Genomic DNA, 25397 nt, shown 5'->3' with positions numbered 1-25397 from the left:
AATATCATGAACACAGAAAAACCAACAATTAATTTAAATGATCTTTCACCAGATCAAGTAAAACAACTTTTAGAGCAGGCCAAAAAAGAAGCAAAAGAAACTAAAGCTAAAACTGCTGTATCACGAAAAGCCCTTGACGAATTGTGGTCAGAATTTGTTATTAAAAATGTTCACAAATTCATGCCAATTAGAGAACTCGTTGAAGAAAATATCTTGGAAACATTCTCTGATTTTGCACCGCTTTCTAAATTAATTGAAGAATGCTATGGCATTGAAAAGTTAGACCAGGACAGCTTTACTAAAACGTTGCCAGATGGTTCATTCAGTTTAACAATAGGATATAATAAAACTGACGGATTTAATGGAAATGAAGGTCTTGGAGTTGATAAAATCAAGCAGTACATGGACACTTTGAAAGGTAACGGTGATAACGATAAACTGGTAAAGTTAGCAGCTGCTTTAGATGTGTTTCTTAAGCCTAATCCCGTGACGGGAATGTTGAATCCAAGAAAGGTAAAGGATTTGAGCAAACTGCGTGATATGTATGATAGTGAACTTTTTAATGAAGGAATTGAAATCATTGAAAAAGCCGCGATTTACACAAGAACATCGCAATTTGTCGAAGGTTGGCAATTCTTGAACTTACCAGATGGTCGCACTAAAAAAGTAACGTTCAGATTTTCGGTTTAATGGATCACTATTTAACCACAGTCATTTTATTAGCTGGATTGCTAATAGCGACAAATCTAAAGCCAATAGCCATTTTCAATGAGTGGCTAAAATTCAGAATCAGAACAATCTACAAACAATGGAAAAATGACCGTAACAATAATACCAATAGAAGATCACAACAAATATAGCATTAACGGACATATAATAGTATGTGTAACCGATTCAACCTGGATAGTTCCCAATTTCTTTGCTTCACTTTCCGATACTGAAAAAAGAGCTTTCGAGGTTTACAAGCATCTAATTATAGATAATCCAAGATTTAAAAAACATCCAAAATCAACATTCAAATCATAAAAAAAACATGAAAAATTTCAACAAAATAAAAGCATTTGACGAATTAATGAATACTATTAAAGTTCCTGAAAATAGTCCTTTATCATCGACCATTAAAAAGTTAATAGAGGGTCAGGAATATTTACAAAAAATACACGACGATGCTTACAGAGCAGGATTTGATAAAGGATGCGATGCAACTAAAAAAGTAGATGAACTATGACAGCAACTAAACCGCAAGTCTACACAGGAACTGGTTCCGCAATAGATAATTATAATGATCCAAAAAAGCAACTTCAAAACATTGTCAACGGCACAAAGGAAGTTAATTGGGGATTATTTGATATGAAAAACTCAAAACATAGAAGAATACAATCAGACCTGAGACAAGCAAATATAGTTGTGAAAAATAATAGGCATGGTGAGGTAGCTGATATGTTAGGATGGTTTAATCGGTTTTTAAAAAGTGATAAATCACCAGTTAAAAAGCCATTAAAGCAAATGACTTCAAAAGAATTATCAAAAATAATTAAAGCACTTGATGGAGTGGTTATTTGGAAACACTCAATTTAATACTAACTAAAATATAAAAATAATTATGACTTACTTTTTAATATTTATTGCCCTGTTCTCAGCCTTCTTTATTGCTTTAGTGGCTGGTTTTTTAACTGGGATTTATCTTGTTTGTAAAATCGAATCTGAAGATGATAATGACGACAGGCTATTTAATGCTTATTGTTTCGAATGTGAAATTGAAATGCCAGTAAAAGAAAAAAACGGTCGCCTACACTGTTCAAATTGTGGCCTCAGACACTAAAATGGAAAGCTACAGCATCACAGTAGTATGTCCACACGACATAGCCAAAATAAGAGTAATATATGCTGCTTGTGGGTGTGAAACAACAGTACTCATTTGCACTGCATGTAATGCAGAATTATCAGAACCTAAAACAGAATGTTAGATGAAAACAATTACAAGTAAAGAAGCTCTTCTAAAAAAGCTTAAAAGACAAAATATATTAAGCAATGGTCATATTTGTTATTTAACTGACTTTCACAAAACAAAATGTGGAAAAGTGTTAGTTGAAAAATTAATACGAGATCGAACCTTAGAAAAGACCAATGTTTATGCAGCATGGTTTGAAACTGAATGGAAATTACGTAAGCCTGTTGGTAATCATTTAGGAGTTGACATATTCTTAGATGAAACCAGGAATCAATACTTTTTTAAGGTAAAGAAAGGTGTTTATGATATTGATACATATCAATACTGTATCGAAAAATTAGATTATTTAAACCGATTAGGAGAAAAGTTAACATGAAAATAGATTTAAGATTAACACCTGAAAACGCCATAATAATAGCAGCAACTATTGAGGCAGTTTATAACACAAATGCCTTTACACGCAGAAATAAATCAGTTTTATCAATTGCGTTGGATGTGGCTGCTAAACTCGACGGAAAAGCTTTGTTGGCAAAAGGAAAAAGGAATCATTTCGACGCTGAAAAGAAAATAAAAGTGTCTTTAAAATTTCACGAAGCCGATGTGTTAGAATTATTATTGATTCAACAGATAAAAGATGTTCAAGAACCCTACATCAGGCAGCAAATTCAAAAAACAATTGACGATCTAAACCAAAAATTAGCGTAATGAGTGAAATTATAATTACAGCAGACCCGTCAGGAAAAGATCAAAGTGATTCAAAAAAAACTATAATTATTTGGACAGGTAGACAATGCGGAAAAAATCACATGATTAGAAATCTATCACAACGTGAAAATATAATAATCGTCGATGATATTGACGAACCAACTCTTAAACAGCCAGAACTTGACGATTTTGGTAAAAACTATAGTAAATGGATTGAGTATTATTTTCCGAATTATGCAAAACCAAGTTTCCCACTAACCACAGCGCTTAAAAAAGAAAACCAAGTAATAAAGCTCGGTGTTAAAAAGCGATATATAAAAGCTCCTAGAATTCAAATGGTAACTGGTAGACAATATTTTGAATTTCATTTTAAAGTGGTAGATAAACTAACAAAAGAAGTCATGAGACAAAAAAAAGACATAAAGAGACCAACTCTAAAAGCAGAAAGCATTTTTGATGCTGAAAAGCGATTACAGCAACAGGCAAAACACATATCAAATACGTTTGTTCATACTAAACCAATAAAATACCTTTTAAAATGAGCGAGCTAATTACATACAAAGTAACCTTTAGAGAAACCGCCGACGAATGGGTCTTTCAATATAGAGAAAATGATGGTGTTATTCATAGTTTCTATAATCTTAAAGGAAAAAGGGTTTTAAAGCTTTTCGAAAATAGACAATTCCCTGGTACCAAACATGAGATTGAAGACTGGACACAATATAAAAAGGTAGTAACAATTGAATTGATTTTAGAAGATTACTCCTTCGATGCTTTTTGGATTAAATACAATCTAAAAGTGAAAAAAGAGAAAGCAGAGATAGCTTGGAAAAAGCTTGATTTTGTTGATACAATTAAGTGTTTCAATCAAATTTCTAAGTACGATGAATTTTTAGCAAAAACAGGCCAGGCAAAAGCGCATTTAGTTAGCTGGCTTAATCAAAAGAGATATAACGACGAATATTAAAACCTATGGAATTTTACATCACAAAACAGCGATTAGAAACGGTAAGTAACATGGCTGACTTTGATAAAATCAATGCGAACCTAGTACCTGATGTTTTTAAGTATAAAAATAAAAGCTATGTATGCGTTGGTTCAGTGTCAAGTTTAGCAAAAGGTCTTATCACAGTTTCCTGCCATGAAATAATTCCACTAGACAAATACGAAGGCAGTGTAAAACCGGAATATTCTAATAAACACTATTCTCTGGTATTGGAAGGAAAAAGAGAAAGAGGCTACAATGCGAGGTTACTAAAGTCCGGGTCTCAAAAATTTGTAATGATCAATCCAATGATACATTTTAAACCATTAAAAGAGGAACCACAGCTAAACTTGTTTTAAACATAGAAGTTTTGTTAAACCGTATCAATAAGAAATATGAAAAAAATTACAGAAAGAATAAAACTGTTCATTAAAGGGGTGTTAGGAATTACAAAACTGGAAGATGAAGTTCAACAATTAAAAAACAAAAACAATTCGATAGTAGATAAAATCCGTACTCATTCACGATGGCTAGAGGAACTTAATTTAGACAATAAATTAATACTGAGACATATTAAACTTATAAACTCTCAATTCTACGTAGCAGCAGATATAAATAATCCAAGACACGCACCTTCTATAGTTTTGATTTTACACCGAGGTAAAGAGGAAATTGTTAAGTCTTATACTTTCGATAATGCAACTGTTGAGCAAGTTCACAGTATGTTAGAAGGCTTTGGAAAACATAATACCAGTTATGATCAGCCAAGAGGTTTTCCAAGCCCTAGATGGCGCTATTAATACTAACAAAAACTTAAAATTTATGATACTAGGATTTAGCACACAAATAAACGGAAAGCCAACTCATTTTGTAGAGAAGATTTGGAAAGGCTTAAAAGAAAATATTTCAGATGAGCTTCGAATACAACAGGAAGCGAAAATGACACCCGAAGAATTGACAACGCCGTATGAAGTAGACAGTGAAGTCTATCCAGGTGTTAAAGCAAAATTACACACTATCCGGGAAGACAAAAAAGATCGTTGGGAAAAAGGAAAAAATATTGATTTTTTTATTAATTGCCGGAAAAAAGATATGAAGCGTTTTGCTCCGGTTCTGCCAGTGGTCAGAACTCAGTCCATATTTATGACTTACTACCATAGCGACATTATACAAATATCAGTTAATGGTAAAGAGTTGTTTGGCTACAATGAGAGATTGGAGCTCGCTTTAAATGATGGCTTTGATTCATGGGAAGATTTTTTCGATTATTTCTACCCAATAATTCAGGCTTCAGATGATAAGTCATTTTCTGGAAAAATAATTCACTGGACAGATTTAAAATACTAAAGTAAGGATTTCCGTAAAATTTATACTAACCAACATAATACCTTTGAAAATATGTCAGATAGAGATCAAGAAATAAGGGACTATCATCTTAAAAAGTTGGCAAAAGTGCATGCTGAAATAGATCGACAGTATAAATTAAAAATTAGAGGGTTGTGTATTATTGCAGTTGTGGCTGTAGGTTTATTATATCTGATATTTTTTACATAAATTTGAATTATAAAATAATAACTATGCAGAAAATTATATTAACCGGCCCTACGGCGGAAGAACTATCTCTTGGCTTGAAAAAATTAGCACTAGCAATGGAAACTACTGTCAAAGCGTTTAATGAACTTGTGCAAACTGAACAAGTATATCGTAAACGTATTGAACAAAAGCGACAAGTTAAAAACCGCTTTTCAATTGTTTTGTTTTTATTGTTTTCTATGTTTGTCCAGGCTCAGGATTTAAAATACATCAAATCTTTAGATTCATTGAATAATCAAACAGCGAGAATCTTTGCGGATATAGTGGTCTCAGACAGTAAAACAAAATTTGAATTTCTGAGAATTGACGAAACTACCAACAATCCTGAAAATTATCATGAAGTTGTTTATATTCCTGTTGACACTCCTAATAAAGAAAAAAAGGTTAAACCTTTTGTGATGTGTGACGAATGTATCAAGGTGAAGTTTTATGTATATAATGCTGGTGAAAATAAAGAACTTGAAAAGAAAGGTGTTAGAGCCTTGCGCTTTAGTGAGGTTGCTGGAAAATATTTAGATATTTTCCCTGTATGGGAAAGGATTTTTAAGCCTGGTATTGATTTAGAGAAAACAATTGAAGATTATGACAGTCGGAAACTCAAAACTAAAAAGCCTCAACTTGATTATCGATTTGACAAAAAAACATACCTAGAAAACAGCTGGTATATTCACAATTACTCATAAAAAAAGCCTCCGATCTGGAGGCTTTTTTTTATGCTTAAAAGTTGAGTTGTACGATATTAAAAATATACATATTTTTGTACAATATGACTAGAACTAACCAATCTTTCGGAATTAGATATAATACGCTTAAACGCTACAAGCTTATTATGGAGTTGTATAAAAGTCATAAGACGGAAGATATTCCTGATACTGTAATTCTAAGAAAATACATTTTACCGGTTTATCCTATCTCCCGCACTACCTTTCATACGATTCTTTGCACCCCAGTTAACAAAGAAATTGCCGAACTTGAACAAATAAAAGATCAGCAATTAAGAATGTCATTTTAAATATTGTGCATTCCTATGGTATAAACGACTTGATATTGTTGTATTCCATCATCGCGTTTTACTCTCTTAAAAGACTTTCTCATTAATCTTCCAGAACCTATTACCGGTGCAAATCCCTGTATTTTAGCATGTGTTAATTCTATCAAATCAAGTATTGCCCGGGCATCGTCTTTTTGTGCTTGTGGAGCTTTAAAGCTAGTATTGGTTATCTTTAAATTAGCGATTGTTATTGTAATATTTCCAGTTCCTTCTTGCCTGTTGTGTGGCGTTGCTTTTCTATCAATTCCAATGTCACTAAAATCTATATTAGTAATATCAATCAAACAGCATGGCCACTTTACCGGTGGGTTTGGTGAGTAATCATCCAATTGTCCCCAATCTTTATCGATGTATGCTATTCCTGGTACTTCACTAATCTTTACTTGTGTATTCTCTAAAAATTCTTTCATCGTTTAAATTGTTTCATTAATTCTTCACTAAATTGTTGAACATTGGATTCAACAACGCCCTTAACGATTTTAGTTACTTCTGGATGACCTCCAATAATTTGACGTTTTTCAACCTTAATTTTTTGCCCTATTTTCATCAGAGCAAGTCCTTTCCATTTTTCAGCTTCAGCATTAAGATTTACATTTTTCTTGCTTTTACTTTCAGAGCCATCGTTCTTTGTAGTGATTCCCCCCATTGCTTTGTAATACATTGCCCAAAAATAAGACTTCATTTTTGCAGTTACAGTGATTTCGCCTCCTTGGTTGTGTATTGAAGCATAGGGTAAAGAACTGCTAAACATGATAAGGCCATCACGGATAGAGTATTTAATAGATCGACGCAAATTACCCGTTCTATTCAATAATGAACCTTTACTATTATTTATTTTAGTAGTAGGCCACTTTTCGTTAAAAAATGCTTTGCGTTCAAAATTCCGATCAAACTCTTCTGCAAGCTCTACGGCAACATCTTTTGTAATTTTGTTTTCCAGTTCCTTGATTGTCATTTCTTCATGCTTTTAATTTCCTTTGCTCCCTTGACTTTATTATACGGATGCTCTGGCGGAAATACTTTTTTTGTCATGCCAGGATTAAATCTGAAAATTGCGAGCTTATTTTTTCCATCCTTATCAATTTTGCTTGTCGCTTTATCGCCTTGTGTGCTGGCTTTTTTACTATCGCTTGCTTTATACTTTCCTTTTCTAACCTGTACAGCTGTACAGCGACAACGCCAGCCATTCGGAGGATAGTATGAAATCCAAAAAGGATCATCAGAGGGTAAAGTAATATCATGAAGTCTCGCATGTGAATCCCTTACTTTGCTGTCGTTTGCGGTACGGTATTGTAAGTCATAGTCTTCTGAGATATTCGCCCAATTTGCAGCGGACTGCGCCGAGGAAACTGCAAATTGATATTCTGCTTCTAAATAATTCTGATTGTAATTTTCCTTAATTCCCTGAATGTCCTTAGAAAACTGGCTAAAAGATTTTATTGTATTGTCCTCGGTCAATAAAAGCTGTGAAGCTTCGAAAAGTTGCGCATTGGTTTTCAGTTGTGAAAAAATGAAAGTATCTTTTTTAAGACTATTACTCATTTGTTCCGGCACATCATTGTCTGTGATTGCGCTGTCGAAAATCTTTGCAGTATGTTTTATCAGGTTTTTGTACTCCGGTGTTTTTGATAAATCCTTTACACTATAAGATCCTTTTTCATGTAACTTTTTAAATGCCTTTTCAACGGTGTTTAAAATACCTTTAAACTGATCTTTCTGTGCGAGAGTTACGGTCTGTTTTTCAGTCTTACAGTCTTCACAATTGCAATCATAAAGAAAATTTAACCGGTTATGTAACGCCCCAAAATACCCTTGATAAGCTTTGGGGCTTAAACGAAAAAACTTTCACCAAATGAAAGATTTGCACCTGGAGCCACCGCCACCTCTTTAGGTTTTAATATTTTCAAACCAAAAGTCGAGTTCATCCATTCGATATCCAGTTCATAGTACTGCATAGCTTCTTTAGTCATTGACCACAATTGGGCTATATCTTCGGTTTCAGGATATGAGAAAACACATTCACCTGATATGATACCGATGTTGATCAACGCAGGAATAACAACCGCATTCCAATATTGCTCAATAAGTGAGAGATCACTATCAACTAACGTTTGTAATGTTTCCTGCATTGAAGTTTCTTTAGATCGGCTCCCGTTTTTGGTGTCCTGACCCATTACAGCGCCATTGAAAAGCATTGAAAGTTCGTTGTTACAAAATTTCATTAAATTATCATAAACAGCGCCATCCGTTTTCGTGGCTTCTGCCCATTCGAACTTTTCGTTTTCGTCAATAATAAACCAAGCAGCGGCACCCATTTCTTTCATCATTCGCTCAGCTCTTCGAAGCATAGCAATATTTTGCGTGTCAGTTTTCATAACACGTGGCGGAATGCCGGCAATCTCGCAAAGCTCAGACCAACATGATTGTGCAAAACGCTTGAATAAAACGTGCGGTACAGCACAGTTCATCAAACCTAAATCCTCAGTATCTCCAAACTCTAAAAGCCAGGTTCCAAACTCCCGCATTTCACGATATGCAGTTCCTTTGTCATCCCTGTAATCAGGATAGAAAATTCCTTCTTTTGGATCGATGTTTTGCCTTTTTAAAAGTTTGGCTCCCAATTGCGGTTCTGTAACCTCTTGATTATTTAGTTTTTTAATCCAATCCAACTCTATAACAGAATGACCATGTGTAACCGTTCCTAAAATTGCTTTGTTAATCTCATTAACCCAAATTTTATCCTGCAAAAAATTGGTTACCTCTTCGTTAACTTTTCCTGCTTTATCAGTTATTTGAAAGTTGCATGCTAATGATTTTAAAAAACGGTTTCCGACCTGAGAGCGCAATAAGCCATCGATGAAAATTTCATCGTATAAATTCATCAAGAGAAAACGCTTTGGCTTTTCAGGCTTACGCGCCATTGTTAATGCTGTATTCCATGTCAACACGTCCTGACGAACGCGAGACATAGCAACCGGTATAATTTGATTAACTAAGCCGGGAGAACCTGATTTTACAGTTGTTGTTTTTGCGGCCAATTCTATATTTTTACGTGCTAGTGATCTAACTTTTCTACTTGCCATTTTTACTCGTGATTAAATTTTGTTCTTGACCCCCAACCGAATGTGTCCAATTCATCTTCCTGTTCATTAATTGGAATTGTGGGAAGGTCTAAAATGACAGTTCCTTTTGATAATTTAATTAACCAGGACACAGCCCTGTCATATCTTTCTTTTGCTTGCTCATATATGATATCAGCATTGCACAACTCTACCAAATACCATTTTGCAACGGTGACGGTGTGTGTTAGAATCAAAGCGTTTCTAGCGGTTCCGGTAGTTGCAAAAATGGCAGGAACGTCATAAGATGATGCACCGGACAAATAGCCCCCAACTTCCTGAATTGCTGCGCCAATTGCCTGCAATACTAAATCGTCATTTCCTTCGGTAATCTGGTCTACCTGATAGCCGTATATGGCACTTCCTAAATCGTCTTTTTCTAAAAACATAATTTTTAATATTTTCTATTACTAACAGAACCATAAGAGTAACCGCCTTCCATAGGAACTGTTTTATTTTCTAAAAGCCAACAACCACCTTCTAACATATCGGGGCCGTCCATTGTTTTTGCATTCTCTTCGACACCTAACATTTGACCCTCCATAACAACCATGTCCGGGTTTGTTTTTTCATCAATATTGAAAATCAGGTTTCCTTTTGAGTGAATTGGTTCCAGCGTACCCTCGATCCTAAAAAACTTGTCCGGTTTTTTACGGGTGTCTTCTGTTATTGGTAAATACACATCCATTTCCTTATTTCTCTTTTTGATTTCAGGAGTGATCACTTGCTCGTAATGCGGGTCTTGTAGTGAATTGTTTTCAATGTAAATTCGTTTGATATCTACCTTGTTTTGCACCAGGTAATCGTAAGCTTCAAAAAGCCAACTAACGAAAGTTGCATTATTAGTTTGCTTAAGCCAAACTTTGTATAAGTAACGCTTAGCGCCTTTTTTACCAATAATACCGACAGATTTATAGGAGGCTTGTTTACTCGCTCCTTTGTCTTTATTAGATGTTGACGGGTCAGCATAAGCCAGGACAGAATCACAAGAACTCAAAGGCGGACATTTACCGTAAATAATCTCTTTAAATACATCACCATCAGCAACAGGATTGTTGTAATATTCTTTTTGCTGAGCTGTCCAGGATATTTTAGAAAGCGCACGATCGATTAATGCTTCGGTGTTCTTTTGTGGCCATGTAGAAACTCCATTTTTGTCACGAATGTTTATGATCTCGTGAAAGTCTGAAACCTTTGCCATTTCAGTAATACAGCAATATTTTGCAATAATATTACCGCAGGCAATCCACAATAAAGGATTAGAGATTGAACGTGTACCATATAAGGCCTCTTCCAACCATTTTACTTTTGCTTTTATTCTAGCTGCATTACGACATTCTTCGTCTGTATCAATATCATCAATCAAAATGCAGTCAGGACGTACCTCGTCTTTACGAGTTCCACGGGGTGACTGTCCTGCGCCCAGGGCACGGAACGAAACACCTTTTTTAGTTACAAATTCGCCTGCTTCCCAGCTTCCTAAACTTTCCTGTTCGCCATAATCATTTATAATTCTGTTATTGGCTTCTAAGATGGATTTATATGGCAGTAATAAACGTTCAGCATTATCGTAAGTACTGGAAACTAACAGAATGTTTTTCTTTTTACCGGTCATTGCCAGATAAAGAACTTCCATCATTGTACGCCCAGTCTTTGAAAGCTCACGAGACCAGGAACGAACCTCATACCATTCGGGATTTTTTAAAATCCTCTTAGTAGCCGCAATATGGAATGGTGCCGGTTCTGATGTGTAAAAATTTGGAAAATAGTATTTGAACCATTGTTCCGGATTTTTCTCCAGTTTGGCAATACGGTTTTGTTTGTCTACAAGACTTTCCGTTAAATCAATAGGTGTTGCCTTTCGGGTGTTTTCCCGAAACTGCTGCCATAATTCATAGTACTTTTTATCTTCTGCGCTGGCCATTATTTCATTTTTGCAGTGATGAAGACATCAAAAAGGTTGGTGATTATTTTAGCGAGCTCTAAATCCTGTTGGCGCACAAACTCAATGAAGTTTCTCGCAACTTCTACAGTATCGCCAATTGAGGTTTCAGTTTCAAGTCGATTAATTGCAGCGGTGATTTTTATAATCGTGTCGGCTTCTTTACCTACAGCGACTTTAAAATCTCTTTTCGAAATGTCAGTATTCAGAAAGTCGAGCTGATCATATAAAAATGACAACTGATTTTGCTTTGTGGTTAATAATGATTTTTTAAGATTTTCCCATTTACCTTCCTTTATCCACTTTGCTAATGTCTTTTCGGTGACAGAAACTCTTTCAGCTATTTCCTTTTGAGTTAATCCTCCACCTATATATAAGGATTTTGCATACTCCTTTTCCTGCGCCTTTCTGAGTGCCATAGTATCGATTTTATAAGCAAAATTGACTTAATAAAGGCGGTCAAAAAAAAAGATGTTCAGCTAGTTTACAAGTGTATAAAGTCAGTTTACATAAGAGTTCAGCGAGTGTCACGATTTTTTTTTAAGGCTTTTTTACTGCTAATCTTTGCCATCAGAAAATGTAATAATCACAAAATTTAGCCTATGCCAAAACCATTTGTTTTTAACGATCAAACTCAGGACAATAGTTATGGATTTAGTATCGTAACTGCCGGTATCAGTTTGAAGCGATTCAAAAAAAATCCTATGATGTTAAATCAACATTGGAACTCGACCAGCAATGTTTTGGGTAAGTGGGAAAATGTGAAAGTTGATAAAGACTTACTACTTGCCGAACCTGTTTTCGATTTAGATGATGAAGATGCTGTATTTGTTTCCGGTAAAGTTGATCGTGGGTTTATCAATTCATGCTCAATGGGAATTACGTTTAATCGCGAAGATTTACAAATTGTTGGTGATAAAGTAATCATGACTAAGTGTGAGCTTTATGAGTGTTCAATTGTCGCTGTTCCTTCAAATGCTAATTCAATACGTCTTTATAGCCAATCTGGTGAACTTTTAAAAGATGAAGAGGTTAAAGAATTGTGTTTATCCCTACAGCCTGTTACAGGCGAAAACCAAACTTTAGAATTAAACCCTAAAAACGATATGAAAAAAATCACATTATCACTGGCTGTACTAACAGCTTTAAGTTTTGATAAAACAAATCCCGACGTGGATGTTGAAGCTGTTGAGGCAGCTGTATTGAAATTATCATTAGAAAACGCAGAAAGCAAAGGTAAATTACTAGCCATGCAAACTGAAAAAGACAATGCCGTAGCTGCTGATTTAAAAGCAACGCTAGACGCAGGACAGGCAGCGGGAAAGTTTGCAGCTCCAAAAAGAGCAGAGTTCGAAGCGCTTGGAAACGTGAGCCTTTCAATTCTTAAAACGACACTGGATTCAATCCCGGCAAAAACCACTTTAGCAGATAAAACAGTGGTAGCTGTTGGTGGCGGTGCCACAACTAAAGAAGAGTTTCAAAAATTAAGTCTGGATGCTCAGTTGGCTTTTAAAACTACCCAACCAGATGAGTATGCAAAATTGTTTAACACAAAAAAATAAAATATGCCATTAAATTTCCCAGAAATTTGGTTAGATCGCGTGATCGAAAACCTAGATGAAGCGGATCAGGCTCCATGGTTAGATGGAGTTGCCGAACTTGATGCTGATGTTAGTCAGTTGGGTGAAAGCACAGCAACTGAACAAAATATTATTCACATTGCTGCAACAGACTTCGAAGTTGAAGTATTAGTCAACAATAACACTTATCCAATTCCTGTTCAGGAATATGCAGATGGTCATTTACAGTTTACTCTTGATAAATATCAAACCAAAGTGGTAACGGTTTCTGATGATCAGATATTGGGAGCGTCTTATGATAAAATAGACACTGTTACCAAAAGTGCGGTAAGAGCTATTCTGGTTGAGAAATATAGTAAAGCGATTCACTCACTTGCTCCACAATCAAATGCTACTAAAACACCAGTAATTTTTGCTACAGGCGTGAATGGAACTGATGCTCCTTTAAAGGATGGCACTCGTTTACGACTTACTTATGATGATTTGGTAAGATTCAAAGCAGCATGTAAAGCCGGTAAATTCCCGCTTAAGGATAGACGTTTGGTTTTGTGTGAAGATCATTGGAATGATTTGTTACTAGACCGTAAAAACTTTGGTGATAAACTGATTAATTATTCAGAGGGAATGCCGGCACCGAAGATCGCAGGGTTTCATTTATATACCTACGAAAACATGCCGTACTATACTGAGGCGGGTGTTAAGAAAGCTTACGGCTCTGTACCTGCTGCAACTGACAAGGTTGCGTCAATAGTTTTTGGACTAACAGGAGTTGCAAAAAAGACGGGTAATACAAAACAATATTTTACTCCAGCTGCAACAAATCCATCTGGTCAGACAAATGATTTGGCTTATCGTCACTATTTCTTAGCAACTCCTTTCAGAGCTGAGAAAATTGGAGCGATCCTTTAAGACATAAACGAGATATAAATATACAAAAGGCTCTAATGGTTTTTAAAGCCAACTATTAGAGCCTTTTTTTTAAAACGATTAAATGGAACAATTTGTATACCCAACTCTAACTGTTTTTTTCACAGCATTAATTACCTGGTTCTTTTCAAAACGAAAATCGCTCGCAGAAGATCGAGCAGCTGAACTTGATAACGCCGTAACGGCTGTAAAATATTACCGAGACTTACTCGATGATATGGCAACGAGATTGACCGCAGCTTACGATACTATCAAATCGATGGAAATTCAGCATAGAGAGTTAATGCTTGTGAATCAGCAGTTAGTAGATGAGTTGCAAAAGTTCAAACAATTAAACGGAAAACCCCATGACACTACGAAGTAAAGCACTTGAAATAGCCCAAAGCCAAATCGGCGTACAAGAAATACCCAAAAACAGCAATGCTGGGCCAGCGGTTGAAAAATATCTAAAATCAGTGGGATTAGGAAAAGGTTACGCGTGGTGCATGGCTTTCGTTTATTGGTCTGTTAAAGAAGCATCATTACAGTTAGACATTATAAATCCATTGGCGAAAACTGCCGGTGTTTTAGCAATGTTTAATAAAATGGAAAAACTGAGAGTTACCATACCACAGCCGGGTGACTTCTTTATTATGGATTTTGGTAAAGGCAATGGACACACTGGCTTTGTAGAAAAGATTCTGCCAAATGGCAAACTGCAAACAATTGAAGGTAACACGAACGCTGATGGAAGTCGTGAGGGTTATGAAGTCGCACGAAGATATGATCGTAAAATATCACAAATGAAAGGTTTTATAAGATTTTAAAGCCTATTTAAAAAGCATTTAAATATGAAAAACATTAAGAATACACTCTGCTCATTTTACTTCTGTTTTTTGTTTTTGTTTATCGGAACGCTTGTTTCTTGCAAAAGTAACAGCGTTCCTTTATCAACAACAACCGAAGTAAACACAATTACAACCGAAGTAACTGTAAAAGACACCGTTTTTTTAACCGAAAAAGATAGCAGCTATTATAGCGCATGGTTAGAATGTGTTGACGGAAAAGTTAAGATAAAAGGAGATCCCATTTTAACACCAGGGAAAAACCTAAAACCACCAGATGTAAATATTCAGGACAATAAACTTAGCGTTGATTGCAAGTCAGAAGCGCAACGGCTCTTCGCCTCCTGGAAAGAAACTTACATATTAGAAAACAAGCAGGGAACAAAAACAATACCGGTTCCCTACGAAAAACCTCTAACGTACTGGCAACAAACAGAAGTATGGTGTGGCAGGTTATTTATTTTTCTGATTGCTCTGGGACTGATCTACCTTATTTACAAATTCAAAAAATCAATTTAAGATGAAAATAGCTGAACATTACACTACATCAGATGGGCAACAATTCTATAAAGAAGATACAGCCCGTAGTCATGCAAAAACATTGACAGATAAAAAAGTTGTTTCTCCAGGAGAAGAAATAATCGAAGTTGATATCAACGAGATTGATGTTGATGCTGAAGTACTAGAAGTAAAACAAGCTGCGGATGCTAAAGCAAAAGCTGATACTGAAGCACTAGAAGTAAAACAAGCTGCGGATGCTAAAGCAAAATCTGATGCTGAAGCACTGGAAGCAAAACAAGCTGCGGATGCTAAGGCAAAATCTGATACTGAAGCACTGGAAGCAAAACAAGCTGCGGATGCTAAAGCAAAAGCTGATACTGAAGCACTGAAAGTAAAACAAGCTGCGGATGCTAAAGCAAAAGCTGATACTGAAGCACTGAAAGTAAAACAAGCTGCGGATGCTAAAGCAAAATCTGATGCTGAAGCACTGGAAGCAAAACAAGCTGCGGATGCTAAAGCAAAATCTGATGCTGAAGCATTGGAAGCAAAAGAGGCCACCGATGCTAAAAATAACTACAAAACTAATACCGAAAAATAGATGTTACCAGGAGTAGAAATTGAATTTCAAAACGGCCAACTCGGAACGGTTCTAAACCGTCCTGATGGCACATTTGGAGTATTGGCCAGCGCTGTTGCTGTAGGTACTACTTTTTTGCTTGAGAAAGATTATGAAGTAAAAAGTATGCTTGACGTTGCAGCTTTGGGCATATTACCAAGTGTTGGGAATTACCGATTGTATAAATTCCTTCAGGAGTTTTATAACGAGGTTGGAAGCGGTACTGCATTATGGATTATGGGATTTGCGAACAGTAAAAAAGTTAGTGATTTTTTTACTCCTGATGTAACAACTCAAAAGACACCTGCAGAAAAATTATTAGATGCCGCTAACGGTGCAATCTCTGGTTTATTTGTGAGTTTCGATCCTTCTGTTGACTATACGCCAACTATTGAAACGGCTATCGATAGCGATGTTTTGCTAGCATTACCAAAAGCTCAGCTGTTAGCTGAAAGTTATACAAAAACTGAGTATGCACCATTTTTTGTCTACTTAGAAGGTTATGCCTTTTCTGGCGATAAGTCAACCTTGATTGATCTAACCACGAAAACATATAATCGAGTTGGTGTAATGATTGGTGATTCACAAAAGAGAACTGGTACAGTTCCATCAAAAGGAGCCGCAATCGGAATTTTGGCCGGTCGTTTAGCTGCGAAAGCGGTACAGGTTAATCCTGGTCGCGTTCGTGATGGTGCTATTAAAAGTACTACGGCTTTTATTGTCGATGTACCTGTTGAACTTTATGATGTAGGTTCAATACACGATAAAGGTTTTGTAACGCTTAGAAATCACAAAAGAAAATCCGGCTATTATTTTTCAGATGGCCCTTTAGCTTGTGAACCTGATGATGATTATCACTACATCCCACAAAGAAGAGTGATTGATAAAGCGTTTCGATTGGCTTATGATGTACTTGTCGAGTTTACCCTTGATGACATCGATGTTAATCCAAACGGAACAATACAAGCTTTATCTGCGACGGTTATCGAACAGGCTGTTATTGCTAAAATATTTAGCGAAATGACAGTCGAAGGAGAATTGTCCTATGATCCAAGTGATACGAAAGATAAAGGAGTGATCTGTAAAGTTGATTTGACACAAAATGTTACTTCAACTTCTATAATTAAAATCAAACAATTACAGGTACGTTCAAAAGCATACGCCCGATTTATCGAGGTACCGCTTGGATTTGTACCAATAACTTCAAATAATTAAAAGATGGCTTTTAATAGTAGAGAATATGAATGGTCTGACATAACTGTGATAGTTGGCGGCCGTGATATTACTGGTATTCGTGGAGTGAAATACTCTGAGAAAATCGAACGTGAAGCAATTTACGGCAAAGGCAAATATCCGCAATCTATACAAAGCGGTAACATTAGTTCTGAGGGCGAATTAACAATGTTAATGTCAGACTACAACGCGATGGAAATCGCGGCGGGTGGGTCAATTCTAAGCACTTCTGTTGATGCGATTGTGTCCTTTGGTAACCCATTGGAAGGCAATTTTATGAAAACTGACGCTCTCGATGGTATTCGTTTTACAGAGGCTGCAACAGAGATAAAACAAGGCGATAAGTTTGCCGAAGTTACTGTGCCTTTTATCTGTCTAAGAATCCGTAAAAATATCTAAATAAAATAGTCATGCAAAAAACAACTATAGAGACATTTTCAGAAATAACACCAGAACAAATTGCTTCCTGGAAAGAACAATACAAAGAAATTTACAAACTAACTGTTGAGGATAAAGCTTGTATTGTAAAACTGGCCGATCGAAAAACGCTGTCTTTCGCTTCGGCGTCTGGAAAAGACCCCATGAAATTTAACGAGCTGATCTTGAAAGGTTGTTGGTTAGGTGGGGATATCGAAATACAAACCGATGATAATTATTTTATATCTGTGGCAGCGCAACTTGCTGAATTAGTAAAGTTCAAGACTGCAACATTGGAAAAGCTTTAGAGGCTGTCCAAGTTGATGAAAATGATTTCATAAGAATTAGCAGCGCACAGTTGCGCTACTACTTCAAAATTGACCCGGACAGCCTCAGCGATGAAGAATGGGCAATGCGGGTAAAAGAACTAGAGTGGGTTAGAAAATCAGAAGCAACCGAAAAACAGTAATGAGCAATCTTTTTGAATTTATGTTTAAGATCACATCCAATGCACAGGCAATTACAGCCGGCATGGATAAACTTAACGCTACAGTCGAAAAAATTGAGCATAGTGCCGGTGATATGGATAAAACTTTTAAGAAAGCTTTTAACGATATCCAGAATAATCTGAAAACAATAAAACTAAGTTCTATAATTGATCAGGTCGATCGTGTTGCCGGTGCTATATCAAGTGTAAATAAGCCAGGAATGGATTTAAGCACTTCAATGTACGACCTCTCTGCAATGACAGGTGTTGCAGGTGATAAGCTAAAAGAGATTGAAACATACGCACGAAAATCTGCTAAAACCTTTGGAGGTTCTGCGGCCGATGGAGCTGAATCGTACAAATTAATTTTAGGTCAATTAACTCCTGAAATAGCCAAGGTTCCTGCTGCATTAGATGCCATGGGAAAATCAGTTGCTGTGACAAGTAAATTGATGCGTGGTGATCAGGTTGCATCGACAGAACTGTTGACTACAGCAATGAATCAATATCAAGTTTCACTTGATGATCCAATTGCAGCAAGCGAGGAAATGGCAAGAATGATGAATGTTATGGCCGCTGCTGCCGGAGAAGGTTCCGCAGAATTACCACAAATCAAACAAGCACTTGAACAGGCAGGAATGGCCGCTAAAGGCGCTAATGTCAGTTTTGAAGAAACTAACGCTGCCTTGCAAGTGCTTGATAAGGCAGGTAAAAAAGGTAGTGAGGGTGGTGTCGCTCTTCGTAATGCGATGGCTATTATGTCACAAGGGCGCTTTCTACCAAAAGACACGCAAAAAGCGTTACGAGCTGCCGGTGTAGATATGGTGGCGATGGGTAACAGATCATTACCACTTGCTCAACGTCTTGCTGCTTTAGAGCCAGTGATGAAAGATAGTGCCTTGATGACTAAGTTATTTGGGATGGAAAATCAAAATGCTGCCCGTGCTTTGATTAGTGGTATTCCTGAGATTGAACGCTTAACAACTGCTATCACTGGTACAAATACTGCATACGAACAGGCTGCGATTGTGATGGAAAGTCCTTTAGAGAAAAACAAAAGGATTCAGGCGCAGATTGATGATTTTAAAATTTCATTATTTAATGCTACTGATGGATTAATAGGCTATGCTGATGTCTTAGGTAAAGTAGCACAAGATGTTGCTGCTTTATCACCACTTTTAAGTGGCATGGCAACTGTATTTTCAACTTTGGCTAATGCTCAAAAAAGAGCTGCATTCTTTGCAAAAGTTTCTTCTGTATGGAATGCGATCGCAGCGGGTGCAACTTCATTATGGACAGCAGCACAATGGCAGTTAAATGCTGCAATGGATGCCAATCCAGTTGGTGCAATAATATTGATAGTCATGGCTCTGTTAACTTACATCAGCTATGCTATTGTCAAATGGAATGAATTTGGCGCTGCTATGCTCGTGGTTCTGGGACCGCTAGGTTATCTTATTAATGCTATCATGACACTTAAGAAACACTGGGATAGCATTACCGCAGCTTTTAAAGGCGAAGGTATCCTGGGCGGAATAAAACGAATTGGTCAGGTCTTGTTAGATATTGTTCTCTATCCATTACAACAGATTTTAGAACTTTTATCGAACATACCAGGATTAGGCGGTTTAGCTGGAGGCGGTGCCGAAAAGATTAAAAGCCTCAGAGCATCGATGGATTTGGTTACTCCGGACGAAGCAAAAAAGAAAGTTGAAGAGCAAGGTGGAATCAAACAGCCCACATTACCCGGAGTAGCTGTAGGCAAAGACGGTAAACCCGCATCGGATGGAAACGGTACAGGCACTAAAACTAATGAAGCTATTGCAACTGGAGGAACTAAAAACACTCAAATTACAATTAACTTAAAAGACTTGATCGGTATTTTAAATATTTCAGGAAAGGACTTTAAAGACAGTGCAAATCAAATGAAGGAACAAAGCCAGGATGCATTATTAAGAGTCTTAGCATCGGCAAATACATCAGCAGGATAATGGATAACAGAGATATATTATTTGCTTCTTTAGTTGGAACAAAAGTAGCTGAATCAATTCCTAGATTTAGTGTAATACAAAATGAATTAGCGAAACACGTTTTACCGCCAATTCCTTTTTTACCATTAAGAAATATTGATAAAATAAAGAAAGCAAAGTCATCGGTTATAGTTGAACAATTATGGTGGCATAGTGATTCGGCTCCTAAAGAAGAACAGCAATTTTTTCCTTTATCTTTTTCTTTAACTGAGAATGGTCAAAAGTACCTCTTACCTTATGAAACAATGATTTCAATAAATGGAAAAAATCAAGTTGTTAAAAGAAGTGTTTCAAAAGGAAACAAATTACCAGGTAAAATAAAAGAGCGTTGGGCGCAGGACGATTACGACATTACAATTACTGGTGTTCTAATTGGAGATTACGAACTTGGAAGTATTAGGGATTGTTTTCCCTGGCGTGATTTTGAAAAGTTAAGAGACTTTTTGCTAAAACCTCAGGCGATATATGTCTTTTGTGAACCCTTACGACTTTTAGGAATTAATAAAATTGTCATAGAAGATTTTAGTTTTCCATTCACAAAAGGCGAAAACGTTCAGGCTTATGAAATAAAAGCAGTAAGTGATTTTGATTATTTATTGGTCTTAAAATTAGATGAAAAGTAGTTATGCTAAACATGGACTGGAATATCACCTTTAAAAGTAAAGGGAGATCATACAAATTGATGTTGATTTCAGAAATTGAAATAACTGAATCGGTAGAAAACTTAGTAGACACCGCAGTTATAACCTTACCCGAAGCGGTTTTAAATAAAGTATTAGATTTTGAAAATACGATTAGCAGAGGTTCTGAAATAATTATAGAATTAGGTTACGACAATGATCTAAGAAAAGAGTTTAGCGGATATGTTAAGGATATCACTACAAATGATAGTAGTTTAAAAATACTGTGTGAAGATTCTTTGTTTTTATTCAGAGTTGGTGTCAAGGATGCCGAAATGAAACCTACATCGATGAAAAAAATTGCACAATCACTAATCGATCAAATTGATAAATCATTCAAACTTTCCTGTGATTTCGATATAGGTTATGAAAAATTTACCATTCACCAGGCAACTGGTTACGATGTTCTTAAAAAGCTTCAGGAAGAGACAAAAGCAAATATCTATTTTGATGCTGAAAAAAAGGTTTTGCATATTCATGCACCTTATTTAGAAAAAGGCGGTGAAGTTGTTTATTCGATGCAAAAAAATATTGAAAAATCTTCTTTGGAATATAAAAGAGCCATTGATAAAAAGGTTGAAGTAACTATCGAAAGTATTGATCTAAAAGGTAAGGTTAGGAGTTATAAAACCGGAACAACCGGAGGCGATAAGATCACCCTTAAAGTGGGCTCTATGAGTGAAATCGACATGAAGAGAATTGCTGCCGTCGCATTACAACAAAATAATTATGACGGTCTTGACGGATCAATTGATACCTGGCTAATTCCTTTTGTTAAACCAACTTATTCAGCTTATTTCTCAGATGAAGATTACCCGGAGAAAAAAGGAATCTATTATGTCATATCAACAGTAACAACATTTAGTGATGCAGGCGGTAAAAGAGTTGTGAAATTTGGAATTAAACTAGGATGAAGGATACACCAGCACAAATTAAAGCCATAATAAAACAAATTGTTGGCGCGAATTCAAATTTACCTGTAACCGGTATTGTCCAATCTATTCAAGGTGAAAGCTGTACTGTTAAACTAATTTCAGGTTTAGATATTAGTGATGTCAAGCTTAAAGCAACTATTGATGATCAATCAGATTTTATCCTGGTAACACCAAAAGTAGGATCGTCAGTTTTGATGTTGTCTTCAACAGGTGACCTTACCAACATGACAGTTATAAAAGCAGATCAGTTTGAAAAAATAGAAATCTGTCAAGGTGGTCTGGAATTGCTGATTGATAGTTCTGATAGTAAGTTAAGTATTAAGAATGAAGCTGTAAGTCTCAAAGAAATATTTACTGATTTAGGAACTTTATTGAAACAATTAAAAGTGTACACTCCGATGGGGCCATCAGGAACACCTTTACCGGATTCGATTACAGCAATTGAAAGTTTTGAAACAAAGTTTAATCAGTTATTAAAATAGGTTTAAAATGGCTTTAAATAAAAATGTTTTAAAACAAGATATAAAAGGGATCATTACAGAAATGCGAACACGGGAAGACAATTCAGATGATGAATTTGCTGAACGCCTGGCAACTGTTATTGACAAGTATGTAAAAACCGCAACGATAACCTATCAATCAGGTTTAACAGCTCCAAATGGCCCTGTGACAGGATCATTTCAGGGAAAATTAGAATAACATGAAAGGCATAGGAATTCAATTAGTAGATAACATTGATCAAGGGAATCTTTTAGATATAAAAATTAATCCAATACGTGATCAGGGCGGTAAGATTATATCAGGTTTAGTAATTGGAAACACATTGGAGCAAAACAAGGCTTTAATATTAATTGGATCGCAAGGTGATTTTAAATACCGGCCGGATTTAGGTGTTTGTTTTGAAGATGTTTTACTCGGCGCTGACCTCTTAGAATACAGGCATAAGATTACAGAGCATTTTGCAAAAGACGGCTTAAAAATTACAGAGCTCGATTTGTATAGAACTGACAACATTAAGATAATTGCTAATTATGAAAGCTAAACACGGCCAATCCTTTTTCGACCTTGTATTACAATCAACAGGAAGTATTGAAAATGCTTTTGCTGTGTCATTGTTAAATGGCCTGTCGTTGAGTGATCCTTTATTTATTGATCAGGAATTACTTCCATCAGGAAAAGCAGATTTATCTATTGTTGAGTTATGGTCTGAAAAGAATCTCCCTTCCACAGCAATAACAAATGAAAATCATGAGCTAATTATACCAGATGATGGTATTGGAGCAATGATCATCGAAAAAACTTTTATTATAAGGTAATGGCAAGAACAAAAACACAGATAAAAACAGAAATGACCAAAGTATTTATGGCAAATGAAAATTATGCCACTTCTTATGGTTTTGTTTTAGGAGCTTCTTTTGAGAATGAATTTTCATTGGTCAGTCTGGAAAACATTCTTTTTGAAATAGTAGCATTAGCACATTACTTTCATGAATTATTCTTTGATCAACATGCAAAAGAAGTTGATGAACGTTTAGCAAATGAAAAGGCCGGTACGCTTCCCTGGTATCGAACAATGGCTTTGCGTTTTCAATATGGTTTTGATTTGATGGCAGATAAAGATTATTTCGAAAATGGAAATGCAACGATTGAAGAAATTGAAAACTCAAAAATTATTAAGTACGCAGCAGTTAATGAAGCCACTGACAGTAGCCGGGTAATTCTAAAAATAGCCGGTGAAGAAAGCGGCAAATTAAAAGAATTTACAGACCCGGCACAAGTTGAAGCAATTGAGTTTTATTTTAAAAGAATAAAAGTTGCCGGAACTGCTCTTACCATTATCAATTACAAAGCAGACAAACTCTTTTTAAATATTAAGATAAAAAGAGACGCATTAGTATTGAATGAAAGTGGCATGAGTAAGCTAAATGCGGATTATCCGGTTAATGATGCTCTTCAGGAATTCATGAAAGAATTAAAATTTAATGGTGAGCTCCAGCTTTCGTCTTTAATTGACAAAATTCAATTAGTACCAGGTGTTTTAGATGCAACACTTTTAAGCGCTGCAAGTGCATGGATTAATCCTGAGATAAATGGTTACGGTGATCCACAACCAATTAATATATCAAAAGTAGCGGAAAGCGGATATTTTGAAATAGTAACATTTGACAATATTGCTTATGTGGTTTAATATTGACTGGAACATTTTCGCCCTGGATAACATTCCAACGATGCTCAGAAAACCTTCCTTATCGGCGTTTGCTCAATTGTTACTTAAGCCGCTTAACTCATTATACTATAAATGGTACAATTGGAGGATAGACAATTTATACAAGCTTGAACACACCGGCCAAGTTTGTTCGTTAGAAGGTTCGCTAAATGACAAATTTGACATTGTAGAACGGCGAATTTATATTGGTGATGGTCAAATTCATAAAACATTTTACATCTACACTGAGGCAGAATCAAAAACAGTTTATGCCCATACAGAAAGTGAAAACAAAACAATCTTTCTAAGAACGGAAGCTGAGACAGCAGACACAGGTTTAGACTTTATTGTCTTTGTTCCGGAGGAAATTTACAATAGTCAAATTTATGCTTTGCACGCACATATCAAATTTTATAAATCAGGCGGGAAACGCTATAGCATTTTTATAGATGAATAGTACAAATTTTATACAAACAGGAGGTTGGCCATTGAACTCTGAAAGATTACAGGAGCTTCAGACTTCATTTTCAATATTTAATGCTTTTGGAAATATCGCTGGTAATTTTACAATTGTTGAAGGATGCGAAACCGAAGGTACAACTGTTAAAGATGGCAAGATTTATATTAACAATGAACTTTTGGATTTTCGTTCAGCTGTCGTTTCAGTAGATTCAACAGTTATCATCGTTGAAGAATCCGTAAACCGTCCATTTGAAAACGGCTCTATCAAAGCAGTTCATACAATACGTTATGCAACATTTGGTACTTCTGAAGTTTCTTTTCCGTGGTCAGATTTTGTCAAACCTCTTGAAACTAAATCTCTAAAAGGATTGCTCGAGGGAATTTTCACCAGGTTAGTTGCTGCCGAAACCAAGTTAGAAACAATTGAGCAAGGAGCACAGAAAAATGTACAGGCTGATTGGAATGTTACTGAAATTCTTTCAGACGCTTACATCAAAAATAAAATATCGTTCACATCTCCATTTTTACGCAAATCAGTATTTAATGTTGGAAACGTGGGTAGCGCAGGTAATGTAAATGATACAAAAATGACTGTTTCATTCCCTACTGTAAATACTTCGAATTACATGGTTCTGGGTGCTCTTAGAGGTCGAAGCTCTAATTGGAATGATGACAATGATGTGTTTTGGACTTATGGCAATGAGCAGGCAACCTCTTTCGAAATATACCTTCGAGAAATAGTAGCGAACGAACAGAATCTGAAATTTTACTATGTATTAATACCACTCGACTAATGGCAACACTCACAGAAATATACGATTGGTTTATGACGGGCAAAAAGCCAACGCAAGCCCAGTTTTGGGAAACGTTCTCAAGTTTTAGACTGAAAGGTGATTCAATACAGCAAAGCGATATAACGAACCTTTCAAATACTCTAAATGCAAAGGCTGAGAAATCCCAGTTTGATGCGCATAAAGCAGACCCGAATGCACATCCTGAAATAATTACAAGAGCCAAATTTATTCAAGTGGGAGAATTGTCGATTTATAAGCATCCCACAAATGCTGACCCTGCAAAAAAATATGTACTTGAAGTAAATGACCTTGTACTTGGCTTTGTAGATCAATCTTGGATAAATGGTTATTACATCGGC

The 25397-nt window shown here is 36.0% G+C and carries 41 protein-coding genes; 34 read left to right on the top strand and 7 right to left on the bottom strand.

Annotated elements, in window-relative coordinates:
- Positions 1-6: 6 nt before the first annotated feature.
- From NJT12_RS00205 to NJT12_RS00140, 14 genes are all read left to right on the top strand, one after another.
- Entirely contained in the window at positions 7-690 is a 684-nt protein-coding gene (locus NJT12_RS00205; RefSeq protein WP_271333908.1) for a hypothetical protein, read from the top strand.
- A gap of 126 nt (positions 691-816) precedes the next feature.
- On the top strand, positions 817-1026 hold the full coding sequence (locus NJT12_RS00200) for a hypothetical protein (protein WP_271333907.1): 210 nt from the start codon (positions 817-819) through the stop codon (positions 1024-1026).
- 7 nt (positions 1027-1033) lie between these two features.
- Entirely contained in the window at positions 1034-1228 is a 195-nt protein-coding gene (locus NJT12_RS00195) for a hypothetical protein (RefSeq protein ID WP_271333906.1), read from the top strand.
- Positions 1225-1578, top strand: a complete 354-nt coding sequence (locus NJT12_RS00190; RefSeq protein ID WP_271333905.1) for a hypothetical protein — start codon at positions 1225-1227, stop codon at positions 1576-1578. The genes NJT12_RS00195 and NJT12_RS00190 overlap by 4 nt, the downstream gene beginning before the upstream one ends.
- 25 nt (positions 1579-1603) lie before the next feature.
- Positions 1604-1822: a hypothetical protein gene (locus NJT12_RS00185; protein WP_271333904.1), complete on the top strand. Its 219-nt coding sequence runs from the start codon at positions 1604-1606 to the stop codon at positions 1820-1822.
- 145 nt (positions 1823-1967) lie between these two features.
- Positions 1968-2327 (top strand): hypothetical protein, encoded by a 360-nt coding sequence (locus NJT12_RS00180; protein ID WP_271333903.1) that lies wholly within the window; start codon positions 1968-1970, stop codon positions 2325-2327.
- Positions 2324-2656: a hypothetical protein gene (locus NJT12_RS00175; RefSeq protein ID WP_271333902.1), complete on the top strand. Its 333-nt coding sequence runs from the start codon at positions 2324-2326 to the stop codon at positions 2654-2656. Before NJT12_RS00180 ends, NJT12_RS00175 begins: the two co-directional genes overlap by 4 nt.
- Positions 2656-3198, top strand: a complete 543-nt coding sequence (locus tag NJT12_RS00170) for a hypothetical protein (RefSeq protein ID WP_271333901.1) — start codon at positions 2656-2658, stop codon at positions 3196-3198. Before NJT12_RS00175 ends, NJT12_RS00170 begins: the two co-directional genes overlap by 1 nt.
- Positions 3195-3623, top strand: a complete 429-nt coding sequence (locus NJT12_RS00165) for a hypothetical protein (protein WP_271333900.1) — start codon at positions 3195-3197, stop codon at positions 3621-3623. Before NJT12_RS00170 ends, NJT12_RS00165 begins: the two co-directional genes overlap by 4 nt.
- Before the next feature lie 5 nt (positions 3624-3628).
- Entirely contained in the window at positions 3629-4000 is a 372-nt protein-coding gene (locus NJT12_RS00160; protein ID WP_271333899.1) for a hypothetical protein, read from the top strand.
- A 36-nt stretch (positions 4001-4036) separates the two neighbouring features.
- A complete protein-coding gene (locus NJT12_RS00155; RefSeq protein WP_271333898.1) occupies positions 4037-4441 on the top strand; it encodes a hypothetical protein in 405 nt (134 codons plus the stop codon).
- Between the two features lie 22 nt (positions 4442-4463).
- A complete protein-coding gene (locus NJT12_RS00150) occupies positions 4464-4988 on the top strand; it encodes a hypothetical protein (protein ID WP_271333897.1) in 525 nt (174 codons plus the stop codon).
- Between the two features lie 230 nt (positions 4989-5218).
- Positions 5219-5917 carry a hypothetical protein gene (locus tag NJT12_RS00145; RefSeq protein WP_271333896.1) on the top strand — a complete coding sequence of 233 codons (699 nt, stop codon included), beginning with the start codon at positions 5219-5221 and terminating at the stop codon, positions 5915-5917.
- An 83-nt stretch (positions 5918-6000) separates the two neighbouring features.
- On the top strand, positions 6001-6246 hold the full coding sequence (locus tag NJT12_RS00140; RefSeq protein WP_271333895.1) for a hypothetical protein: 246 nt from the start codon (positions 6001-6003) through the stop codon (positions 6244-6246).
- On the opposite strand, the gene NJT12_RS00135 is transcribed toward NJT12_RS00140, so the two are convergent.
- The 7 genes from NJT12_RS00135 to NJT12_RS00105 form a co-directional block, all read right to left on the bottom strand.
- Positions 6243-6695 (bottom strand): hypothetical protein, encoded by a 453-nt coding sequence (locus NJT12_RS00135; protein ID WP_271333894.1) that lies wholly within the window; start codon positions 6693-6695, stop codon positions 6243-6245. The two genes, NJT12_RS00140 and NJT12_RS00135, sit on opposite strands and share 4 nt — an antisense overlap.
- Positions 6692-7240 carry a phage virion morphogenesis family protein gene (locus NJT12_RS00130; protein ID WP_271333893.1) on the bottom strand — a complete coding sequence of 183 codons (549 nt, stop codon included), beginning with the start codon at positions 7238-7240 and terminating at the stop codon, positions 6692-6694. Before NJT12_RS00130 ends, NJT12_RS00135 begins: the two co-directional genes overlap by 4 nt.
- On the bottom strand, positions 7237-7827 hold the full coding sequence (locus NJT12_RS00125; RefSeq protein ID WP_271333892.1) for a phage head morphogenesis protein: 591 nt from the start codon (positions 7825-7827) through the stop codon (positions 7237-7239). The genes NJT12_RS00130 and NJT12_RS00125 overlap by 4 nt, the downstream gene beginning before the upstream one ends.
- Positions 7828-8114: 287 nt before the next feature.
- A complete protein-coding gene (locus tag NJT12_RS00120; protein WP_271333891.1) occupies positions 8115-9368 on the bottom strand; it encodes a phage portal protein family protein in 1254 nt (417 codons plus the stop codon).
- Between the two features lie 2 nt (positions 9369-9370).
- Positions 9371-9793 (bottom strand): phage protein Gp36 family protein, encoded by a 423-nt coding sequence (locus tag NJT12_RS00115; protein ID WP_271333890.1) that lies wholly within the window; start codon positions 9791-9793, stop codon positions 9371-9373.
- 5 nt (positions 9794-9798) lie between these two features.
- Positions 9799-11328, bottom strand: coding sequence for a hypothetical protein (locus NJT12_RS00110; RefSeq protein WP_271333889.1), 1530 nt, complete (start codon positions 11326-11328; stop codon positions 9799-9801).
- Complete coding sequence (locus NJT12_RS00105) at positions 11328-11765, bottom strand: DDE transposase family protein (RefSeq protein WP_271333888.1); 438 nt, start codon at positions 11763-11765, stop codon at positions 11328-11330. Before NJT12_RS00105 ends, NJT12_RS00110 begins: the two co-directional genes overlap by 1 nt.
- A gap of 183 nt (positions 11766-11948) precedes the next feature.
- Between NJT12_RS00105 and NJT12_RS00100 the strand changes: the two genes are divergently transcribed.
- The 20 genes from NJT12_RS00100 to NJT12_RS00005 all read left to right on the top strand — a co-directional run.
- Positions 11949-12908 carry an HK97 family phage prohead protease gene (locus tag NJT12_RS00100; RefSeq protein WP_271333887.1) on the top strand — a complete coding sequence of 320 codons (960 nt, stop codon included), beginning with the start codon at positions 11949-11951 and terminating at the stop codon, positions 12906-12908.
- A 3-nt stretch (positions 12909-12911) separates the two neighbouring features.
- Positions 12912-13835: a hypothetical protein gene (locus NJT12_RS00095; protein WP_271333886.1), complete on the top strand. Its 924-nt coding sequence runs from the start codon at positions 12912-12914 to the stop codon at positions 13833-13835.
- Between the two features lie 82 nt (positions 13836-13917).
- Positions 13918-14217 carry a hypothetical protein gene (locus NJT12_RS00090; protein ID WP_271333885.1) on the top strand — a complete coding sequence of 100 codons (300 nt, stop codon included), beginning with the start codon at positions 13918-13920 and terminating at the stop codon, positions 14215-14217.
- Positions 14201-14659, top strand: a complete 459-nt coding sequence (locus NJT12_RS00085) for a CHAP domain-containing protein (protein ID WP_271333884.1) — start codon at positions 14201-14203, stop codon at positions 14657-14659. Before NJT12_RS00090 ends, NJT12_RS00085 begins: the two co-directional genes overlap by 17 nt.
- 24 nt (positions 14660-14683) lie before the next feature.
- Entirely contained in the window at positions 14684-15196 is a 513-nt protein-coding gene (locus NJT12_RS00080; RefSeq protein ID WP_271333883.1) for a hypothetical protein, read from the top strand.
- Position 15197: 1 nt separating this feature from the next.
- Positions 15198-15776, top strand: coding sequence for a hypothetical protein (locus tag NJT12_RS00075; protein WP_271333882.1), 579 nt, complete (start codon positions 15198-15200; stop codon positions 15774-15776).
- Positions 15777-17009 (top strand): DUF2586 family protein, encoded by a 1233-nt coding sequence (locus tag NJT12_RS00070; protein ID WP_271333881.1) that lies wholly within the window; start codon positions 15777-15779, stop codon positions 17007-17009. It abuts the gene before it with no gap.
- 3 nt (positions 17010-17012) lie between these two features.
- Positions 17013-17426 carry a hypothetical protein gene (locus tag NJT12_RS00065; RefSeq protein WP_271333880.1) on the top strand — a complete coding sequence of 138 codons (414 nt, stop codon included), beginning with the start codon at positions 17013-17015 and terminating at the stop codon, positions 17424-17426.
- 11 nt (positions 17427-17437) lie between these two features.
- Positions 17438-17752: a hypothetical protein gene (locus NJT12_RS00060; protein WP_271333879.1), complete on the top strand. Its 315-nt coding sequence runs from the start codon at positions 17438-17440 to the stop codon at positions 17750-17752.
- 160 nt (positions 17753-17912) lie between these two features.
- A complete protein-coding gene (locus NJT12_RS00055) occupies positions 17913-19922 on the top strand; it encodes a phage tail tape measure protein (RefSeq protein ID WP_271333878.1) in 2010 nt (669 codons plus the stop codon).
- Entirely contained in the window at positions 19922-20584 is a 663-nt protein-coding gene (locus NJT12_RS00050) for a DUF6046 domain-containing protein (protein ID WP_271333877.1), read from the top strand. Before NJT12_RS00055 ends, NJT12_RS00050 begins: the two co-directional genes overlap by 1 nt.
- Before the next feature lie 11 nt (positions 20585-20595).
- On the top strand, positions 20596-21555 hold the full coding sequence (locus NJT12_RS00045; RefSeq protein ID WP_271333876.1) for a hypothetical protein: 960 nt from the start codon (positions 20596-20598) through the stop codon (positions 21553-21555).
- Positions 21552-22058: a hypothetical protein gene (locus tag NJT12_RS00040; protein ID WP_271333875.1), complete on the top strand. Its 507-nt coding sequence runs from the start codon at positions 21552-21554 to the stop codon at positions 22056-22058. Before NJT12_RS00045 ends, NJT12_RS00040 begins: the two co-directional genes overlap by 4 nt.
- 7 nt (positions 22059-22065) lie before the next feature.
- The gene (locus NJT12_RS00035) at positions 22066-22275 is read left to right on the top strand and encodes a hypothetical protein (RefSeq protein WP_271333874.1); all 210 of its coding nucleotides are present in this window, start codon (positions 22066-22068) and stop codon (positions 22273-22275) included.
- A gap of 1 nt (position 22276) precedes the next feature.
- Positions 22277-22618: a hypothetical protein gene (locus tag NJT12_RS00030; protein ID WP_271333873.1), complete on the top strand. Its 342-nt coding sequence runs from the start codon at positions 22277-22279 to the stop codon at positions 22616-22618.
- Entirely contained in the window at positions 22608-22892 is a 285-nt protein-coding gene (locus tag NJT12_RS00025) for a hypothetical protein (RefSeq protein WP_271333872.1), read from the top strand. Before NJT12_RS00030 ends, NJT12_RS00025 begins: the two co-directional genes overlap by 11 nt.
- Positions 22892-23764, top strand: coding sequence for a nucleotidyltransferase (locus NJT12_RS00020; RefSeq protein WP_271333871.1), 873 nt, complete (start codon positions 22892-22894; stop codon positions 23762-23764). Before NJT12_RS00025 ends, NJT12_RS00020 begins: the two co-directional genes overlap by 1 nt.
- Positions 23739-24239: a hypothetical protein gene (locus tag NJT12_RS00015; protein ID WP_271333870.1), complete on the top strand. Its 501-nt coding sequence runs from the start codon at positions 23739-23741 to the stop codon at positions 24237-24239. The genes NJT12_RS00020 and NJT12_RS00015 overlap by 26 nt, the downstream gene beginning before the upstream one ends.
- Positions 24232-25038 (top strand): hypothetical protein, encoded by an 807-nt coding sequence (locus NJT12_RS00010; protein ID WP_271333869.1) that lies wholly within the window; start codon positions 24232-24234, stop codon positions 25036-25038. Before NJT12_RS00015 ends, NJT12_RS00010 begins: the two co-directional genes overlap by 8 nt.
- On the top strand, positions 25038-25397 hold a 360-nt coding region (locus NJT12_RS00005), incomplete at its 3' end, for a hypothetical protein (RefSeq protein WP_271333868.1). The genes NJT12_RS00010 and NJT12_RS00005, both read left to right, overlap by 1 nt.

It is taken from the genome of Flavobacterium azizsancarii (genome assembly GCF_027980145.1).
GTDB lineage: Bacteria > Bacteroidota > Bacteroidia > Flavobacteriales > Flavobacteriaceae > Flavobacterium > Flavobacterium azizsancarii.
Note: the sequence above shows the minus strand (reverse complement) of the source record. Positions and strands in the feature narration are given on the sequence as shown.

Coding starts and splice junctions, on each gene's coding strand:
- NJT12_RS00205 (WP_271333908.1), top strand. CDS start 7: ATGAACACAGAAAAACCAACAATTAATTTAAATGATCTTTCACCAGAT.
- NJT12_RS00200 (WP_271333907.1), top strand. CDS start 817: ATGACCGTAACAATAATACCAATAGAAGATCACAACAAATATAGCATT.
- NJT12_RS00195 (WP_271333906.1), top strand. CDS start 1,034: ATGAAAAATTTCAACAAAATAAAAGCATTTGACGAATTAATGAATACT.
- NJT12_RS00190 (WP_271333905.1), top strand. CDS start 1,225: ATGACAGCAACTAAACCGCAAGTCTACACAGGAACTGGTTCCGCAATA.
- NJT12_RS00185 (WP_271333904.1), top strand. CDS start 1,604: ATGACTTACTTTTTAATATTTATTGCCCTGTTCTCAGCCTTCTTTATT.
- NJT12_RS00180 (WP_271333903.1), top strand. CDS start 1,968: ATGAAAACAATTACAAGTAAAGAAGCTCTTCTAAAAAAGCTTAAAAGA.
- NJT12_RS00175 (WP_271333902.1), top strand. CDS start 2,324: ATGAAAATAGATTTAAGATTAACACCTGAAAACGCCATAATAATAGCA.
- NJT12_RS00170 (WP_271333901.1), top strand. CDS start 2,656: ATGAGTGAAATTATAATTACAGCAGACCCGTCAGGAAAAGATCAAAGT.
- NJT12_RS00165 (WP_271333900.1), top strand. CDS start 3,195: ATGAGCGAGCTAATTACATACAAAGTAACCTTTAGAGAAACCGCCGAC.
- NJT12_RS00160 (WP_271333899.1), top strand. CDS start 3,629: ATGGAATTTTACATCACAAAACAGCGATTAGAAACGGTAAGTAACATG.
- NJT12_RS00155 (WP_271333898.1), top strand. CDS start 4,037: ATGAAAAAAATTACAGAAAGAATAAAACTGTTCATTAAAGGGGTGTTA.
- NJT12_RS00150 (WP_271333897.1), top strand. CDS start 4,464: ATGATACTAGGATTTAGCACACAAATAAACGGAAAGCCAACTCATTTT.
- NJT12_RS00145 (WP_271333896.1), top strand. CDS start 5,219: ATGCAGAAAATTATATTAACCGGCCCTACGGCGGAAGAACTATCTCTT.
- NJT12_RS00140 (WP_271333895.1), top strand. CDS start 6,001: ATGACTAGAACTAACCAATCTTTCGGAATTAGATATAATACGCTTAAA.
- NJT12_RS00135 (WP_271333894.1), bottom strand. CDS start 6,695: ATGAAAGAATTTTTAGAGAATACACAAGTAAAGATTAGTGAAGTACCA.
- NJT12_RS00130 (WP_271333893.1), bottom strand. CDS start 7,240: ATGACAATCAAGGAACTGGAAAACAAAATTACAAAAGATGTTGCCGTA.
- NJT12_RS00125 (WP_271333892.1), bottom strand. CDS start 7,827: ATGAGTAATAGTCTTAAAAAAGATACTTTCATTTTTTCACAACTGAAA.
- NJT12_RS00120 (WP_271333891.1), bottom strand. CDS start 9,368: ATGGCAAGTAGAAAAGTTAGATCACTAGCACGTAAAAATATAGAATTG.
- NJT12_RS00115 (WP_271333890.1), bottom strand. CDS start 9,793: ATGTTTTTAGAAAAAGACGATTTAGGAAGTGCCATATACGGCTATCAG.
- NJT12_RS00110 (WP_271333889.1), bottom strand. CDS start 11,328: ATGGCCAGCGCAGAAGATAAAAAGTACTATGAATTATGGCAGCAGTTT.
- NJT12_RS00105 (WP_271333888.1), bottom strand. CDS start 11,765: ATGGCACTCAGAAAGGCGCAGGAAAAGGAGTATGCAAAATCCTTATAT.
- NJT12_RS00100 (WP_271333887.1), top strand. CDS start 11,949: ATGCCAAAACCATTTGTTTTTAACGATCAAACTCAGGACAATAGTTAT.
- NJT12_RS00095 (WP_271333886.1), top strand. CDS start 12,912: ATGCCATTAAATTTCCCAGAAATTTGGTTAGATCGCGTGATCGAAAAC.
- NJT12_RS00090 (WP_271333885.1), top strand. CDS start 13,918: ATGGAACAATTTGTATACCCAACTCTAACTGTTTTTTTCACAGCATTA.
- NJT12_RS00085 (WP_271333884.1), top strand. CDS start 14,201: ATGACACTACGAAGTAAAGCACTTGAAATAGCCCAAAGCCAAATCGGC.
- NJT12_RS00080 (WP_271333883.1), top strand. CDS start 14,684: ATGAAAAACATTAAGAATACACTCTGCTCATTTTACTTCTGTTTTTTG.
- NJT12_RS00075 (WP_271333882.1), top strand. CDS start 15,198: ATGAAAATAGCTGAACATTACACTACATCAGATGGGCAACAATTCTAT.
- NJT12_RS00070 (WP_271333881.1), top strand. CDS start 15,777: ATGTTACCAGGAGTAGAAATTGAATTTCAAAACGGCCAACTCGGAACG.
- NJT12_RS00065 (WP_271333880.1), top strand. CDS start 17,013: ATGGCTTTTAATAGTAGAGAATATGAATGGTCTGACATAACTGTGATA.
- NJT12_RS00060 (WP_271333879.1), top strand. CDS start 17,438: ATGCAAAAAACAACTATAGAGACATTTTCAGAAATAACACCAGAACAA.
- NJT12_RS00055 (WP_271333878.1), top strand. CDS start 17,913: ATGAGCAATCTTTTTGAATTTATGTTTAAGATCACATCCAATGCACAG.
- NJT12_RS00050 (WP_271333877.1), top strand. CDS start 19,922: ATGGATAACAGAGATATATTATTTGCTTCTTTAGTTGGAACAAAAGTA.
- NJT12_RS00045 (WP_271333876.1), top strand. CDS start 20,596: ATGGACTGGAATATCACCTTTAAAAGTAAAGGGAGATCATACAAATTG.
- NJT12_RS00040 (WP_271333875.1), top strand. CDS start 21,552: ATGAAGGATACACCAGCACAAATTAAAGCCATAATAAAACAAATTGTT.
- NJT12_RS00035 (WP_271333874.1), top strand. CDS start 22,066: ATGGCTTTAAATAAAAATGTTTTAAAACAAGATATAAAAGGGATCATT.
- NJT12_RS00030 (WP_271333873.1), top strand. CDS start 22,277: ATGAAAGGCATAGGAATTCAATTAGTAGATAACATTGATCAAGGGAAT.
- NJT12_RS00025 (WP_271333872.1), top strand. CDS start 22,608: ATGAAAGCTAAACACGGCCAATCCTTTTTCGACCTTGTATTACAATCA.
- NJT12_RS00020 (WP_271333871.1), top strand. CDS start 22,892: ATGGCAAGAACAAAAACACAGATAAAAACAGAAATGACCAAAGTATTT.
- NJT12_RS00010 (WP_271333869.1), top strand. CDS start 24,232: ATGAATAGTACAAATTTTATACAAACAGGAGGTTGGCCATTGAACTCT.